Source organism: Streptomyces sp. 891-h (genome assembly GCF_022760275.1).
Classification (GTDB): domain Bacteria; phylum Actinomycetota; class Actinomycetes; order Streptomycetales; family Streptomycetaceae; genus Streptomyces; species Streptomyces spirodelae.
Window position 1 is genome coordinate 508,623 of sequence record NZ_CP050693.1, and the last position, 14,500, is coordinate 523,122.

Sequence of the window (14,500 nt, forward strand, 5' to 3'; positions counted from 1 at the left end):
CGCACGCGGCCCAGGCTGGAGGGAGGGCAACCGAACGGGCGGACCGACCGCGACGCGCACGACGAGACGGGACCAGGGCGATGGCACGGCTGCTGATCGACGGGGACGACCTGGTCGTCCGACCGTCATGGTGGGAGAAGCTGGCCACCGGGCACGGTCAGATCCGGGTGCCGCTGTCCGCCGTCTCCCGGGTCGGCGAGGCCACCGCCTGGTGGCGGCCGCTGCGGGGCACGCCGAAGCGGACCAGCTACCTTCCCGGGCTCTCGCACCTCGGCGTATGGCAGCACGGGGACGGGCAGGACTTCATCGCGGTCCACCCCTGGAAGCCGGTCGTGGTCGTCGAGACGCGCGGGCAGACACCCTTCGCCCGTATCGCGCTGTCGGTATCGGACGCTCACGCGGCGGCGGACCTCGTCCCCGGCGGGGACAGCCGACGCCCCTGGGGCGATACGCCCGTACGCGCGGACTGACAGGCGGGGCCGACAGGAAGACGGGGAGACAAGCCGAGGACAGGGAGACGAGCGGTGCCCATGCCCGGCGACGCGGACGACGACAAGCACCCGCCGCAACAGCGAGCGCCGCAGCAGCGCGGGCACCGCACGGTGCCGCACACGGCCGACGCGCGTATCGAGGCGTGGGGCACCAGCCGGGAAGAGTGCCTGGCCGAGGCGGTGCTGGGCATGGTCGAGTGCTTCGCGGACCTCTCCGGCGCTGAGCCCGGACCCGTGCGCCAGGTGCGGGTGACCGGACGCCGCGACGAGGACCTGCTGGCCGCGCTTCTGGAGGAGGTCGTCTTCCGGCTGGAAGTGCACGGCGAGGTCCCCGTACGGGTCGAGGCGGCGAGCCCTGAGAGCGCGGCGGCAAGCAGTGCGACGGCAAGCACCGACGAAGTCCTCGACGTGCGCATGGCGGTGACGGATCTGGGATCGGTACCGGTCACAGGTGCGCCGCCGAAGGGCGTCTCCTGGAACGAGCTGTCCGTCGCGCAGGTCTCGGAGGGATGGTCGTGTGCCGTGACGGTGGACGTCTGAGTCCCCGTCGACGAAACTCCGAGCCCCTTCCCAGGACGTCCGGGTTCCGGCGACGTCGGCCGGTCAGCCCTTGACCACGCCGAGCGGGACCAGCCTGGCCACCTTGCGGCACAACCCGGCACCTTCGCTCGCCTCCACCACCTCCGCGACGTCCTTGTACGCCTCCGGGGTCTCCTCGGCGAGGCTGCGCGGGGAGAGCGGGCGGACCGCTATACCGTCCGCCTCCAGCCGTGCCCGCAGTTGCTTGCCGCCGATCGTCCGTGCGGCCTGATGCCGGCTCAGCGAACGGCCCGCGCCATGGCAGGTGGAGTGGAAGGCGTCGCCCTCGGTGACGCCGGTCAGCACATAGGAAGCCGTCCCCATCGTGCCCGGGATGAGGACTGGTTGGCCGACGTCGCACAGATCCTCGGGCAGCTCCGGGTGGCCGGGCGGAAAGGCCCGGGTGGCGCCCTTTCGGTGCACGCACAGCCGCCGCCGCTCCCCGGCCACGGCATGCGTCTCGATCTTGGCGAGGTTGTGGGAGACGTCGTAGACGAGCCCGAGCCGGACACCGGCCGCGCGCTGGAAGACCCGGCGAGTGGCCTGCGCGAGCAACTGCCGGTTCGCCCGGCCGTAGTTGGCCGCGGCCGCCATCGCGCCCAGATAGTCGCGCCCCTCCGGCGAGTCGGCCGGGGTACAGGCCAGTTGTCGGTCGGGGACCTGGATGCCGTACCGGGCCATGACGCTGTCCATGGCCCGCACATGGTCGGTGCAGATCTGATGGCCGAGCCCGCGCGACCCGCAGTGGATCATGACGCACACCTGGTCCCGGGCCAGCCCGAACGCGGAGGCGACCGACTCGTCGTAGACCTCGGCGACCCGCTGCACCTCCAGGAAGTGATTGGCGCTGCCCAGGCTGCCGACCTGCACCAGGCCGCGCTCCCGCGCCCGCTCGCTCACCTGCCGCACATCGGCGTCGGCCACCGCGCCGCCGTCCTCACAGCGCCGCAGGTCCCGCTCCTCGCCGTGGCCCTGCTCGACGGCGTAGCGCGAGCCGCCCTCCAGGACCGCCTCCAGTTCCCGCCGGCCACTGGGCTCCCAGACTCCGCCGGGCCCCGCACCGCGCGGGATCGCCCGGCCCAGCCCGTCCATCACCGTCTGGAGCGCCGGCTCCAGCGTCGGCCGGTCGCAGTCGGCGGCGAGCAGCCGCACCCCGCACGAGATGTCGAAGCCCACCCCACCGGGCGAGATCACCCCGCCGTCCTCGACGTCGGTGGCGGCCACGCCCCCGATGGGGAAGCCGTAACCCCAGTGGATGTCGGGCATGGCGTACGAGGCACCCACGATGCCCGGCAGCGTCGCCACATTGCCGACCTGCTCCAGCGACTTCTCGGCGTCGCGCAGCAGTTCCGGGGACGCGAACACCACACCGGGAGCCCGCATCCCGTCCCGCTGCTCCAGACGGAACCGGTAGGGGCCCTCCTGTACGTACGTCATGCCATCCACGCGTTCCATACGGGACTCCCTCGCAGCCTCGACAGCCCCACGGAGTTACCAGGCCACGGCGGAACATGCGGTTTCCCGCGGTTTCGCGCTCCGGTCCCCCGGTGACCCGTCGAGGAGAGATCGATACCGCCGCGCGCCGCGACCGACGCGACGGCGTGCGGCAGATACACAGAGCGTGTTCACTCCTCACAACGCTGCGAGTCCGCCATGGCAGCCCCGTCCGACATCCAGGAGCGCGAAACCCTGCCGCCGACCGGCCGGGAACCCGAGCCTCCCACTCCGGGCCCCGGCCCTGGGCCACCTGGGCCAGGGCCCGGGCCCACTCCGGGCCCGGAACCCCCTTCGGAGCCCGATCCGGTGCCGCCCCAGCCCCCGCGGCCCGAGCCGGATCCGGTACCGCCCAATCCGCAGCCCCCCACTCCGGGGCCCGCGCCGGGCCCGGCGCCCGACCCGGTCCCCGCCCCGGTGCCCACTCCCCGGGAGCAGTGAGCCTGAGAGCACGGTGAAGGCGTGACGGTGCGTGCCCAGTCTCTGGCGGTACGCACCGCTCACGCATGGCATGAGGGCGCGTGATGTGAGGCCGCCCATAGGGTCCAGATCACTTACGTGGCGGCTTCGTAGGTCCGGTTTGTGCATGTGCGGGAGAGGGTGGGGAGTGGTCGGCGCCGCTGCGTGAGCGGTACGAAAAGGGGTCGTAGGTCACATGGTTGTCGGGTGGGGGAGCCGGTTCCCAGGGTGGGTGCCAGGTCGCGATGAGACCGGGATGCACGCCCCCGAAGGGCGCCCCTGGGACGGACGCGGCCGGAACGTCCCCCCACTGGAAGGCTCTCCGCTCGCATGCGTACTGCTCTGCGTTCCCTCAAGCCCACCCGCCGCCTGGCCGCTGCCGCTGTGACCGCCGTGGGCACCGCCGGTATCGCCACCACCGCCCTGGCCGGCACCGCCCACGCCGCCGGCACCGGCAAGCACGAGGCCAAGCCCGCGATCGCCAGTGCCGCCTCCACCGCCCAGCACCTGACCGCCCAGGCCGCCCACGCCAAGGCCGAGCAGGCCCACGCCAAGGCCGACAGCAAGCAGGCCGGCGGTGAGGAGTACCCGGACAACCTGGACGGGTGGATCCGTGAGGCCCGCGCGATCATGAAGAAGCACGGGATCCCCGGCTCCTACGACGGCATCAAGCGCAACATCATCCGCGAGTCGGCCGGTGACCCGGGCGCGGTCAACGACTGGGACATCAACGCCCAGAAGGGCACCCCCTCCAAGGGCCTCCTCCAGGTGATCCAGCCCACCTTCGACCGCTACCACGTCGAAGGAACCCCCGACAAGCTCACCGACCCCGTCGCCAACATCGTCGCCGCCTGCAACTACGCAGCCGACCGCTACGGCTCCATGGACAACGTCAACTCCGCCTACTGAGCCGGCACCCAAGGCCACACAGCCGAAACAGCACAGCACAGCACGCACCAGCACCCCGCATGCGAAAAGGAGCGGGTGGGAGGAACACCTCCCACCCGCTCCTTCGCGTACGCGCCCGGGCCCCACCGGAACTCCGCGCGCCCCGGCGGCTCTCAGTAGTCGCGGACGGTGAAGTCGTCCACGACCGAGTAGTAGTCGTCGTCCACGGTTGTCGTCATCGGGGAGTCCTCGTGGCCGTCGTTTCCTTCGGTGTCCCCCGCGGAGCTGTGAGCCCGCGCGATCTGCAAGTCCGCCAGCGCCTGGTTGGCGGTGACCCAGGGCCGCAGCTCGCGCTCGTAGGCGGCGAAGGCGGCGCGGTGGTCACCGTCGGCTGCCTTGAGCTCTCCGGCCAGTACGTAGGCGCCGACCATGGCCATGCTGGTGCCCTGGCCCGAGGCGGGAGAGCCGCAGTATCCCGCGTCGCCGAGCAGCACCACCCGGCCCGTCGACCAGGTGTCCATGTGGATCTGCGCCCCGCCGTCGAAGTGGAAGTCGGGCGCCGACCACATGTACCCCAGGAGGCGGGGCAGTTCCCAGCCTGCGCTTCCGTACCATTCGGCGATCAGCCGCTTCTGTGCCTCCGGGTCGCGCAGCGCCGGGTCGCGGTGGTCCAGCCCGTTCAGACCGACGTAGACCCGAAGTTCGGAGTTCTTGCGTACGCTCATCACCAGGCAGCCCCACGCCTGCTCGTCCCGGGTGCGGTAGGCGACCTGCCAGCGGTCGAGGTCGAGGATGTTGGGGGCCGTCCACACGCCGAGGTGCCCGATCAGGGGCCGCAGGCAGTCCTCTTCCGGCCCGAAGGCCAGGGCTCGGGTCTGCGAGTGGACGCCGTCGGCAGCGACGACGATGTCGAACGCGCGCTCCTGTCCGCTCGCGAAGCGCACCCGGATCTCGTCCTGGCCGTCGTCGAGCTGGGCTATCGAGTCGTCGAAGACGTACTCGACGCCGGAGCCTGAGGCGGCCACCAGGATGCGGGCCAGGTCGTCGCGGAGGATCTCGATGTCGTCGCGGTCGAGGCGACCGCCGCTCGCGGTGTACTCGGTGCTGCGGAAGGTTTCGTTGCCGTCCTCGTCCAGTACGGACATGCCGCGCAGGTCGGTCGCGTGCGTACGGAGCTCGTCCAGAACGCCCATGCGCCGGGCGACCTCGACCGCCGGGCCGCGTACGTCGATGGCCTGGCCGCCGGGCCGCAGGGCCGGGGCCCGCTCCACGACCGTGACGCGGAAGCCGTACCGGTTGAGCCAGTAGGCGAGGGCGGGTCCTGCCACACTCGCACCGGAGATCAGGACTCGGCGGCTGGCGGATGCGGCGGAGGCGGATGCGGGTGCGCTCTGGGGCGTCGTGCGGGTCGGGCCGACGTCGGGTGCCATGGTGTTCCCCTTCGGTCTCTGGCCCGGGGCTTCTCCCCCGGGCCGACGACCCGAGCCTCCGGCCACCGGTCGACAGAACACCGACATCCGGCCGACAGGTACCGACAGTTCGCTCACACCTCACCCACACGCCGTCCACAGGCCGTCGCCCTCCCCGGTGCGAGGGCCCGTATCCGGGCGGCGAGTCGCGTCAGCCGCCCGGATACGGGTCCCACCCGGCGAGGCGTTCCTCCCACTCCCCGCAGTCCTGGGGGTCGCCGCGCCAGAGACCGAGCAGCCGGTCTCCGGTGGCGACGTCACGCACCCAGACGGTGGCGTCGGGCACCCAGCCCGCGAGCATGGTGTAGCCGTCATGGACGGGCTGGGCGAGGCCGCAGGACGACAGGTAGCCGCCGACGGTGACATGCACCCCGTCGTAGTGCTCGGCCAGTGCTTCCCAGTCCGGCAGATACCAGGGCCCGTCCACATCGCCCCAGTCGCGCCACTCGCCGTCGTGTGTCCCCGACACGTCGCGAGGGAAGCGGGTCACCAGCTCGCGCCAGTCGCGGGGGCCACGGATCTCGGCGACGCGGGCGTGTTCGCCGATCCGGAGGCTGCCGACGGTGGCGGTCGATTCCTCGAAGGGGGTGAACGTGTCGATGAAGTGGCCGAGTTCGAGCGCGGGCAGCCCGCCCCGGGCCCCGGTCGTCCAGGTGTTCTCGGCGAAGTCCGGGGCCGACCACCATGTGGCGCCGAGGTTGCGCTCACCGGGGCGTGGGCGGCCGCGCCGCCCCTTTTTGTGGGCTACTCGCTCCCGTGCCATGTCGCGCCGCATCGCCTTCTCGACACCGGCGAGCCCGCTACCCTCCCGCCTGGCCGGTTCGCCCCAGACGAGCTGCCGCTGGTCCGTGCGGTCGACCGGGTCCCACCACCAACCGGCTCCAGGGGATGCGGCCAGCGCTTCGGCGACGGGCCGCAGTTCCTCGGCGGCGAGCCCGGTGAGGCCCCATCGTGCGGTGTCGCCGCCGCCGAAGCCGAACAGGTTCGAGACCTCGGAGAGCCGCTCCATCAGCTCGGCCTCGGTCATTTCTCCGAGACCGCTCCACTCCCGCCGGGCGACGGTCTCGCGCAGCACGGCGCGCGCCTCAGCGGCGGGCACGTCACGCCACTCCCGGTGCTTGCGGCGGTGGACGGTGCGGGTCCGGGGCGTGGAGCCCGGGCCGTCGTCCTCGACCACGAACGCCGCCGTCCCCGGGACGTCGCCCAGACCGAGCGCGGCGAACAGGGTGTCCTCCAGCCAGTCGTCCACGAAGGCGCTCAGGAAGTCGCGGCCCAGCGGGGCGCCCAGCAACAGGTCGGCACGCCGGGCGAGGTCGGGTCCGGTCGGTTCCGGGTTCGTCTCGTCCACTGCTCCACGGTAGGGAGCGCGCGGAGCACCCCGCGAACGGATTTTCCCCGTGCACTCGCCCCCTTTCGACTACCCTGCGCATGTGACCAGTCACAAGGATGCGGGAACCGGCGGCACGGCGGATGCGGCCCCCTCACGGGTGCGGGACGCCTACGGTCCCGAGGATCTCAGCTCGGTCCCGGCCTTCTCCGGGGGCTTCATCAACTTCGGCCACTGGGAGGGGATTCCCCTCGACCGTCCGCTGACCGCCGACGACCGGGTGCGCAGTGAGCGCAACCTCTACCGCAGGGTGCTGCGGACGCTCCCGGCGCGGGGGCGCGCCGTGGAGGTGGGGTGCGGTCTGGGGCTGGGCGGCGCCCTGGCGCTGGAGGAGTTCGGCTTCCGGTCCGTGACGGGGCTGGACATCCATCCGGAGCAGCTGGCGCGCGCCCGTCGCGTCAACGCCCGGCTGCTGGCCCGGGCGCCGGGGCGGCTGCGCTTCGTTCAGGGTGCGGCGGAGCGGCTGCCGTTCCCCGACGGCGAGTTCGACGCCCTGTACTCGGTGGAGGCCGCGCAGCACTTCCCCGACCTCACGGGGTTCGCGCGGGAGAGCGCCCGGGTGCTGCGGCCCGGCGGCGGCCTCGCGGTCACCAGCTTCTTCCTGCCCGACGGTGCGGACGGTGCGGACGCGTCCCTGGCCGCGCGCCTGGACAGCTTCGCCGAGGGCCTCGACGTCGCCCATCAGCTGGGGACCCTGCTGACGGCGCTCGGCGAGGCCGGCCTGGCCGATGTCCGCGGGGAGTCCATCGGCGCGCACGTGTGGCCCGGCTTCGACCGCTACCTCGCCGCGGTCGAGCTGCCGGTGACCTGGCCGCGCAACTTCCTGACCAGCTACCGCGAGGGCCTGCTGGACTACTACGTCGTCACCGCGCGCCGCCCCGCCGACGGCGCCTGATCGCACGTGCGGCGCATACCGCCCGCGGAGCCCGTCGTGCGCCGGGCGGACCGCGGGGGACAATCGTGCGGTGATCGAGGACGACCCGTATCTGTGGCTGGAAGAGATCGAGGGCGACGCCGCGCTCGGCTGGGTGCGTGAGCGGAACGCCGAGACGGTGGCGGAGCTGACCGCCGATCCCGGGTTCGAGGGGCTGCGCGAGGAGATCAGGGAGGTGCTGAGCGATCCCGCCCGCATTCCGTACGTCGTACGGCGCGGCCCGCATCTGTACAACTTCTGGCGCGACGCCTCGCACCTGCGGGGCGTGTGGCGGCGTACCACGCTCGACCAGTACCGGGGGCCGAGCCCGCGCTGGGAGACGGTGCTCGACGTGGACGAGTTGGCGGCCGCCGAGGGCGTGCCGTGGGTGTGGGCGGGCGCCTCGGTGCTGCGGCCCGGCCTGCGGCGGGCGCTGGTGGAGCTGTCCCGGGACGGCGCGGACGCCACCGAAGTGCGGGAGTACGACGTGGAGGGGCGCCGCTTCGTCGGGGAGGACGAGGGCGGCTTCCGGCTGCCCGCGGCCAAGACCTCGGTGAGCTGGATCGACGAGGCCCACGTCCTCGTCGGCACCGACACCGGGCCCGGGTCGCTGACCACCTCCGGCTACCCCCGCACGGTGCGGCGCTGGCGGCGCGGTACCCCGCTCGACGAGGCGCCTGTCGTCTTCGAGGGGCGGGAGGAGGACGTGTCCGTCCACGCCTGGCACGACCCCACCCCGGGCCATGAGCGGCAACTGGCCGTCCGCAACCGGGACTTCTGGCACAGCGAGTACTTCCTCCTGGTGCCGGACGCCGCGCCGGTGCGGATCGAGGTGCCCGACGACGCCTTGGCCGAGGTCCATCGGGAGTGGCTGCTGGTCCAGTTGCGCTCGCCCTGGCTCGGCCGGCCCGCGGGTGCACTGCTGGCCTTCTCCTTCGACGCCTTTCTGCGCGGCGGGCGGGAGCACGATGTGCTGTTCACCCCCGACGAGCGCACGGTCCTCGACGGGTTCGCCACCACCCGTCGCCATATCGTCCTGGAGACCCTCACCGATGTCTCCTCCCGCCTCCATCTGCTCAGCCCGAACGAGGGCGGCGGCTGGTCGCGCAGCGCGCTCGGCGAGGTGCCGCCGCTGTCCACGGCGGGTGTGACGGCGACCGCGGCCACCGAGGAGGACGAGAACGCGGAGGAGTTCCTCTTCAGCGTCAGCGGGTATCTCCAGCCCGCCACCCTGTGCAGGGCGGTGGCCGGTGCGCCGGGTACGGAGACACTGAAGCGGGCGCCGTCCGGCTTCGCCACCGAGGGGCTGCGGGTGCGGCAGCACTTCGCGGTCTCGGCCGACGGGACCCGGGTGCCGTACTTCGTCGTCGGACCGCAGCAGCAGGAGGGCCCGGTACCGACGCTGCTGTACGGCTACGGCGGGTTCGAGGTGTCCTTGACCCCGTCCTACTCGGCCGTGACCGGCCGGACGTGGCTGCGGCGCGGCGGCGCCCATGTGGTGGCGAACATCCGGGGCGGCGGCGAGTACGGTCCCGCCTGGCACCGGGCGGCGCTCGGCGCCGAGCGGAAGCGGGCATTCGAGGACTTCGCGGCGGTGGCGCGGGACCTGGTCGCGCGGGGCATCACCGCACCGCGGCGGCTCGGCATCGCCGGGGGCAGCAACGGCGGCCTGCTGACGGGCGTCATGCTCACCCGCCATCCCGAGCTGTTCGGCGCGGTCGTCGCCGAGGTGCCGCTGCTGGACATGGTCCGCTTCCACCGGCTCCTGGCGGGCAGTTCCTGGGTCGCCGAGTACGGCGACCCGGAGAATCCCAAGGACCGCTCGCACCTGCTGGACTGGTCGCCGTACCACAATCTGGACGCCGACCGCGGCTGTCCACCGCTGCTGTTGACGACCTCGACCCGGGACGACCGGGTGCACCCCGGCCACGCCCGGAAGATGGCCGCCCGGATGCGTGAGCTGGGGCTGCCCGTGCACTACTTCGAGAACACCGGCGGTGGCCACGCCGGGGCGGCCGACCACGAGCAGGCGGCGTATGTCGAGGCCCTGGTCCACACCTTCCTGTGGCGGACGCTGAGCGACGAGGGCCGGGTGCCGGACTGGCCGGGCACGGCCGGGAGTTGACATTCACTTTGGTCTAGTCCAAATATGGTGAGGCACGAGTCACCGGAGAGGCACGTGGGGCACGCGTTCCGTTCGTGAGGCCGGAGCGCGGGCCTGCGGCGCTGCGCCTCCGGAGCCTCGCCACAGGAACCGGCCCCGCCGGTCCCGCGCCGCAACCCGGACGCGAGCAGCACCCTGCCACGAGCGCGACCTGACACGCGCCCCCGACCTTCGCCGGCACAGCTTCCGCCGGTGCAGCACCCGAACGTCCACCGTCGGCCCAGCACCGGCCCGTCCACTGTTCGCACCGCCTGCCGCTCCCCGGCCCGGGGGCGGCAGTGAGCACTTGGAGCCCCATATGGCGACGTCTGACCGCTATCTCCATCGAGCCGCATCGAACATCCCCTACTTCAGCGAGGACGGCGAGACGTATCTCGCCCACACGCCGCTGCGTGAACTGAGCAAGACGCGCCCGCTCCGCGTGCTGTCCGAGGAGGACTTCGCCTTCTGGCAGACCTACGGCTACATCGTCGTCAGGGAGGCGATATCCGCCGGTGCCGCCCGGCGGCTGCTGGACTTCGCCTGGGACTTCCAGGGCCTCTCGCCCGACCACCCGGACACCTGGTACGAGGAGCGCGATTTCCGCTCCGACCTCGAACGCGAGCTGCACATCTACGGGTTCGTCGAGGCGTACCACCACCAGCTCATCTGGGACAGCCGCCAGACGCGGCGGGTCTACGACGCCTTCGTGGACGTGTGGGACTGCGAGGAGCTGTGGGTCACCCTGGACCGGCTCAACCTCAACCCGCCCAACATCCGCAACCGCGACCGTGCGCTGATCGAGCACCGCGAGCGCGGCTTCGACATCGAGCTGCACTGGGACGTCGACACCTCACTCGGCGTACCGCCCCAGCGCGTCCAGGGCATCATCGCGCTCAACGACACGGAACCGGACCTGGGCGGCTTCCAGTGCTGCCCCGAGCTGTTCCGCCGGTTCGACCGCTGGAAGGCGCTCCAGCCGGACGACCGCGACCCGATCCGGCCGGCGGTCGACCAGGCCGAGATGCCCGTCGTACGCCCGGAGTTGCGGGCCGGGGACCTGCTCATCTGGAACGGCCTGCTGGCGCACGGCGTTGCGCCCAACACCTCGGAGAAGGGGGTGCGCTCGGTCCAGTACCTGTCGATGATGCCGGCCCTGGAGAGCCACCGGAGGCTGCGGCAGTCGCGGATCGACTCCTGGCGCAACCTGAGCACCCCTGACTGGAACCCGACGCTGGTCGGCGACTCCACCCGGCCCGAGTCGGAGCGCTACGGGCCCGCCGAACTCACCGAGTTGGGCGCGAGACTGCTGGGCCTGGCCTCCTGGCGCCCCCAGCCGGGAGAGGCGCGGGGGGACGAGGCGGCCGGGACGACTGGGGCGACCGGGACGACTGAGACAGCTGAGGCTACTGAGACGACCGAGACCACCGGGGAGGTGACATGCGCGGTATCTGCCTGACCCTCCCCACCAACCGGCCCTGCGCGGCGACGATCACAGCCGTCGGCGCGGAAGCCGGCTACGCCGCCGACCGCTTTGACAACGATGTCCATCTGCTGATCCTCGACTCCTGCGCGCCCTCCGTGTACGCCGAGCACGCCGAAGCCGTCCAGCGCCTGCCCCGCTCCCCCCGCCTCACCGTGCACCACCTCGACGAGGTGCGGCAGCGGGACTTCCTCACCCGAGTGGTCGACCGTGCCCGCAGCGCAAAGACGGAGCTGCTGCTCGACCTGCTGCTCCCGGACGGTGTCTCCTACGGCGCCTGCACCGACCGCGCCTTCCTGTACGCGGCAGCGCTGGGCTGCGAGTCGGTCCACCGCAGGGACTCCGACAGCCGGTACCAGACCGTGGACGGCCGCCCGGTCTTCCCCGTGCACCACGAACTGATGTCGCTCGGCAGACCCGCGGCGCAGGCCGCGCGAGGCGTCAGCGAGACCGCGCTGACCCAGGCGCAGTCGTCCAGACGGGTGGCGCTGGTGGGCAGCTCGTTCATCGGGGAGCTGTCCGTGGACATCGGCGGGATTCTGGCAGCGGATCCCGAGGTGTACCGCGACGTCGTGAGCCTCTGGGCGCCCGCCGGATGGTCCGCGGAGCAGAAGCGGGAGCTGGTGGCGGAGTCCTTCCGGGGTGCCGGTACGCAGCCGTTCGAACGGGACCACTCGCTGCTGACGCTGGTCGATCCGATGCGGGTGGACATGTGCAACGTCAGCTTCCACGGCGTACACGAACAGGTGCCGCTGCCGCCCGCGCGCGACACCATCGGCAGCGACTACTTCCTGCTCCACCTCGTGCGGAACGCCGGGCTGCCGGGCGTCCTGCACAACCGCAACATCGTCAACTACCACACCGCCGAACGCCGCACCGGCACCGGGTTCCTGGCGTATCAGCACCGCTTCGCCAAGTTTCTGCTGTCGATGCTCTATCTGCACCACGTGTACGACCGGATGGCCGAGGCCGGTGACTCGCTGCTGGACGAGCGCGGGCGGATACGCGCCGACACCGTCGCCGCGTTCGCCAGGGAGGCCACCCGGCTGGACACCGCGGAGAACCACCAGCGCCTCGACGCTCTCGAGACCGCCTACCGGCGCCTGGGCGGCCGCTACGCCGCTTTCGCCGACCGGCTGGCCCCGCGCCGGGAACGCCTGCTCGCCGAGGCGCGCAGCGACATCGATGACTTCGCGCTGCTCACCGAGGTGTGGAGCGAACTCGTCGCCGCGGCCCGGCACACGGCCCTGAGCCCTCCGTCGAGCCCCTCGCCTGGCGCTGCGTCCGGGTCCGGGCTGCCGGAGGTGAGCCGGTGATGGGCGCGGGCGCCCTCTCCCGGCCGTCCTCCGGCGTCGCGAGGACGGCAAGCGCGGTCGCCGGGACGGCACGCACGGTCGCGGGGACGGCACGCACGGCGGGTTCGCACCTCAGCGCTGCCCTGGCCGAGGCGCTCGCCGCGGCCACCACGGACCGGATCGTCTTCGACCTCGCGGGCATCGAGCAGCGCTACGAGGCACTACGCCGTGAACTGCCCGGAGTGCGGGTGCGGTTCGCGATGAAGGCGTGCCCGGTGGACGAGGTGATCACGGCCCTGGCACGCCGGGGAGCCGGGATCGACGCGGCCGGCCCGGGCGAGGCCCGCCAGGCGCTGCGGGCGGGCGTACCGGCACACCGGATGCACTACGGCAACACCGTCAAGTCCGACCGGGACATCGCCGCCACCCACCGGCTCGGCATCCGGGACTTCGCGACCGACAGCACCGAGGACGTGGCGGCCCTCGCCGCCCACGCTCCCGGGGCCCGCGTCTTCTGCCGCGTACTGACCAGCGGAGCCGGAGCCGTCTGGGGCCTCGGGGAGAAGTTCGGCTGCCCGCCGGCGGAGGCACCCTCGGTACTGGAACGGGCCAGGGAGTCGGGCCTGGTGCCCTCGGGCCTGTCCGTGCACGTCGGCTCGCAGCAGCTGACGCCCGAGGCCTGGCACAGCGCGCTGGAGAGCCTGGGCGAGGTGGCGCGCGCCCTGGTCCGGCGCGGGATCCGCCTGGACCACATCAACCTCGGAGGCGGTCTTCCCGCCCTCGGCTACCTCGACCGGCGCGGGAGACCCCACGAGCCACCGCTGGACAAGATCTTCGCGGTGATCAGGGAAGGAATGGCCGGCCTGCGCGACGTCCTGGGCGGTGCCCTGGAGTTCACCATCGAGCCGGGGCGCCATCTGATCGCCGACCACGGAGCGGTCCGTGCCCACGTCGCCCGCCTCACAGAGCGCCGGAGGGCCGACGGCGAGCGGCAGCACTGGCTGTATCTGAGCTGCGGCAGATTCAACGGCCTCTACGAGTTGGACGCGCTGCACTACCCGCTGGTCTTTCCGGGACACGCCGGGGATGCAAACGTCCCGGCCGTGCTCGCCGGCCCCACCTGCGACGGTGACGACGCCTGCTCCCCGGAGCACGCGCTCGTCCCCGTGCCCAGGGCGCTGGCGTCGGGCGACCCGGTGTGGGTGCTGTCCAGCGGTGCGTACGCGCTCAGCTATATGACCCGCGGCTTCAACGGTTTCGCACCGCTCCCGTACGCGTTCACCGAACCGGGCGGCCGCCATGGGTGAGCCCCTGAGGACGGATGAAGCCGTGCGGATACGCCGTATCGCCGACGCGGACTGGGACGCCATCGCTGCGCTGGAGCGCGACGCCTACGCCGGACTGGGCCTCTCGGAGGGGCCGACCACGCTGCGCTCCCGGGCAGCCGCGTCACCTGGCACATGCTTCACGCTGCACGTCGGCGCCCGGACGGCCGGCTATGCGCTGGCCCTGCCCTGCCCGGCCTTCCACTTCCCGGACCTGACGCGGACGCACTCCCCCGCCGCCACCCGGGCGGGCAATCTCCATCTCCACGACCTCGTCGTCGCCCCCGACCTGCGCCGCAGGGGGCTGGCGCAGCACCTCCTGCGCCACCTCGCCCGCACCGCCCGGGCACGCGGGCACCGGCGGATCTCCCTGGTCGCCGTCGGGGGCAGCGACAGGTTCTGGGCCGCGCGCGGGTTCGTTCCGTACCCCGGCGTCGTACCACCGGACAGCGGCTACGGCACCGGTGCGCTGTACATGTCCCGGCCGGTGTCGCCCTGCCTGAGCCGGCCGTCCGATCACGATCCGGGAGCCGAGCCACAGCGCGTCCCGTCCTCGCCGCACGAAGTGAGCTGA

12 protein-coding genes are annotated in these 14,500 nt (G+C 72.4%); 9 read left to right on the forward strand and 3 right to left on the reverse strand.

Annotated features, from left to right (window positions below; genetic code table 11):
- Positions 1 to 80: 80 nt before the first annotated feature.
- Both HC362_RS02290 and HC362_RS02295 read left to right on the forward strand, forming a co-directional pair.
- On the forward strand, positions 81 to 470 hold the full coding sequence (locus HC362_RS02290) for a hypothetical protein (RefSeq protein ID WP_243082092.1): 390 nt from the start codon (positions 81 to 83) through the stop codon (positions 468 to 470).
- Between the two features lie 60 nt (positions 471 to 530).
- Positions 531 to 1,031, forward strand: a complete 501-nt coding sequence (locus tag HC362_RS02295; RefSeq protein WP_243088318.1) for an archease — start codon at positions 531 to 533, stop codon at positions 1,029 to 1,031.
- A gap of 63 nt (positions 1,032 to 1,094) precedes the next feature.
- Here the strand turns inward: HC362_RS02295 and HC362_RS02300 are convergent, their stop codons facing one another.
- Entirely contained in the window at positions 1,095 to 2,525 is a 1,431-nt protein-coding gene (locus HC362_RS02300; protein ID WP_279240060.1) for an RtcB family protein, read from the reverse strand.
- Positions 2,526 to 3,353: 828 nt separating this feature from the next.
- Here HC362_RS02300 and HC362_RS02305 point away from each other — a divergent pair.
- Positions 3,354 to 3,932, forward strand: coding sequence for a transglycosylase SLT domain-containing protein (locus tag HC362_RS02305; RefSeq protein ID WP_243082093.1), 579 nt, complete (start codon positions 3,354 to 3,356; stop codon positions 3,930 to 3,932).
- Between the two features lie 152 nt (positions 3,933 to 4,084).
- Here HC362_RS02305 and HC362_RS02310 read toward each other — a convergent pair whose 3' ends face one another.
- A complete protein-coding gene (locus tag HC362_RS02310) occupies positions 4,085 to 5,341 on the reverse strand; it encodes an FAD-dependent monooxygenase (protein WP_243082094.1) in 1,257 nt (418 codons plus the stop codon).
- A 190-nt stretch (positions 5,342 to 5,531) separates the two neighbouring features.
- Positions 5,532 to 6,728, reverse strand: coding sequence for a hypothetical protein (locus HC362_RS02315; RefSeq protein ID WP_243082095.1), 1,197 nt, complete (start codon positions 6,726 to 6,728; stop codon positions 5,532 to 5,534).
- 82 nt (positions 6,729 to 6,810) lie between these two features.
- On the opposite strand from HC362_RS02315, the gene HC362_RS02320 reads away from it, so the two are divergent.
- The 6 genes from HC362_RS02320 to HC362_RS02345 all read left to right on the forward strand — a co-directional run bounded on the left by HC362_RS02320 (position 6,811) and on the right by HC362_RS02345 (position 14,500).
- Positions 6,811 to 7,662: a class I SAM-dependent methyltransferase gene (locus HC362_RS02320; RefSeq protein WP_243082096.1), complete on the forward strand. Its 852-nt coding sequence runs from the start codon at positions 6,811 to 6,813 to the stop codon at positions 7,660 to 7,662.
- Positions 7,663 to 7,732: 70 nt separating this feature from the next.
- Positions 7,733 to 9,805 (forward strand): prolyl oligopeptidase family serine peptidase, encoded by a 2,073-nt coding sequence (locus tag HC362_RS02325; RefSeq protein WP_243082097.1) that lies wholly within the window; start codon positions 7,733 to 7,735, stop codon positions 9,803 to 9,805.
- 337 nt (positions 9,806 to 10,142) lie between these two features.
- On the forward strand, positions 10,143 to 11,282 hold the full coding sequence (locus HC362_RS02330; RefSeq protein WP_243082098.1) for a YbiU family protein: 1,140 nt from the start codon (positions 10,143 to 10,145) through the stop codon (positions 11,280 to 11,282).
- Complete coding sequence (locus HC362_RS02335) at positions 11,264 to 12,622, forward strand: DUF6271 family protein (RefSeq protein ID WP_243082099.1); 1,359 nt, start codon at positions 11,264 to 11,266, stop codon at positions 12,620 to 12,622. Before HC362_RS02330 ends, HC362_RS02335 begins: the two co-directional genes overlap by 19 nt.
- The gene (locus HC362_RS02340) at positions 12,622 to 13,908 is read left to right on the forward strand and encodes a type III PLP-dependent enzyme (protein WP_243082100.1); all 1,287 of its coding nucleotides are present in this window, start codon (positions 12,622 to 12,624) and stop codon (positions 13,906 to 13,908) included. The genes HC362_RS02335 and HC362_RS02340 overlap by 1 nt, the downstream gene beginning before the upstream one ends.
- Complete coding sequence (locus HC362_RS02345; RefSeq protein WP_243082101.1) at positions 13,901 to 14,500, forward strand: GNAT family N-acetyltransferase; 600 nt, start codon at positions 13,901 to 13,903, stop codon at positions 14,498 to 14,500. Before HC362_RS02340 ends, HC362_RS02345 begins: the two co-directional genes overlap by 8 nt.

Coding starts and splice junctions, on each gene's coding strand:
- HC362_RS02310 (WP_243082094.1), bottom strand. CDS start 5,341: ATGGCACCCGACGTCGGCCCGACCCGCACGACGCCCCAGAGCGCACCC.
- HC362_RS02290 (WP_243082092.1), top strand. CDS start 81: ATGGCACGGCTGCTGATCGACGGGGACGACCTGGTCGTCCGACCGTCA.
- HC362_RS02330 (WP_243082098.1), top strand. CDS start 10,143: ATGGCGACGTCTGACCGCTATCTCCATCGAGCCGCATCGAACATCCCC.
- HC362_RS02345 (WP_243082101.1), top strand. CDS start 13,901: ATGGGTGAGCCCCTGAGGACGGATGAAGCCGTGCGGATACGCCGTATC.
- HC362_RS02335 (WP_243082099.1), top strand. CDS start 11,264: ATGCGCGGTATCTGCCTGACCCTCCCCACCAACCGGCCCTGCGCGGCG.
- HC362_RS02305 (WP_243082093.1), top strand. CDS start 3,354: ATGCGTACTGCTCTGCGTTCCCTCAAGCCCACCCGCCGCCTGGCCGCT.
- HC362_RS02340 (WP_243082100.1), top strand. CDS start 12,622: ATGGGCGCGGGCGCCCTCTCCCGGCCGTCCTCCGGCGTCGCGAGGACG.
- HC362_RS02295 (WP_243088318.1), top strand. CDS start 531: ATGCCCGGCGACGCGGACGACGACAAGCACCCGCCGCAACAGCGAGCG.
- HC362_RS02300 (WP_279240060.1), bottom strand. CDS start 2,525: ATGGAACGCGTGGATGGCATGACGTACGTACAGGAGGGCCCCTACCGG.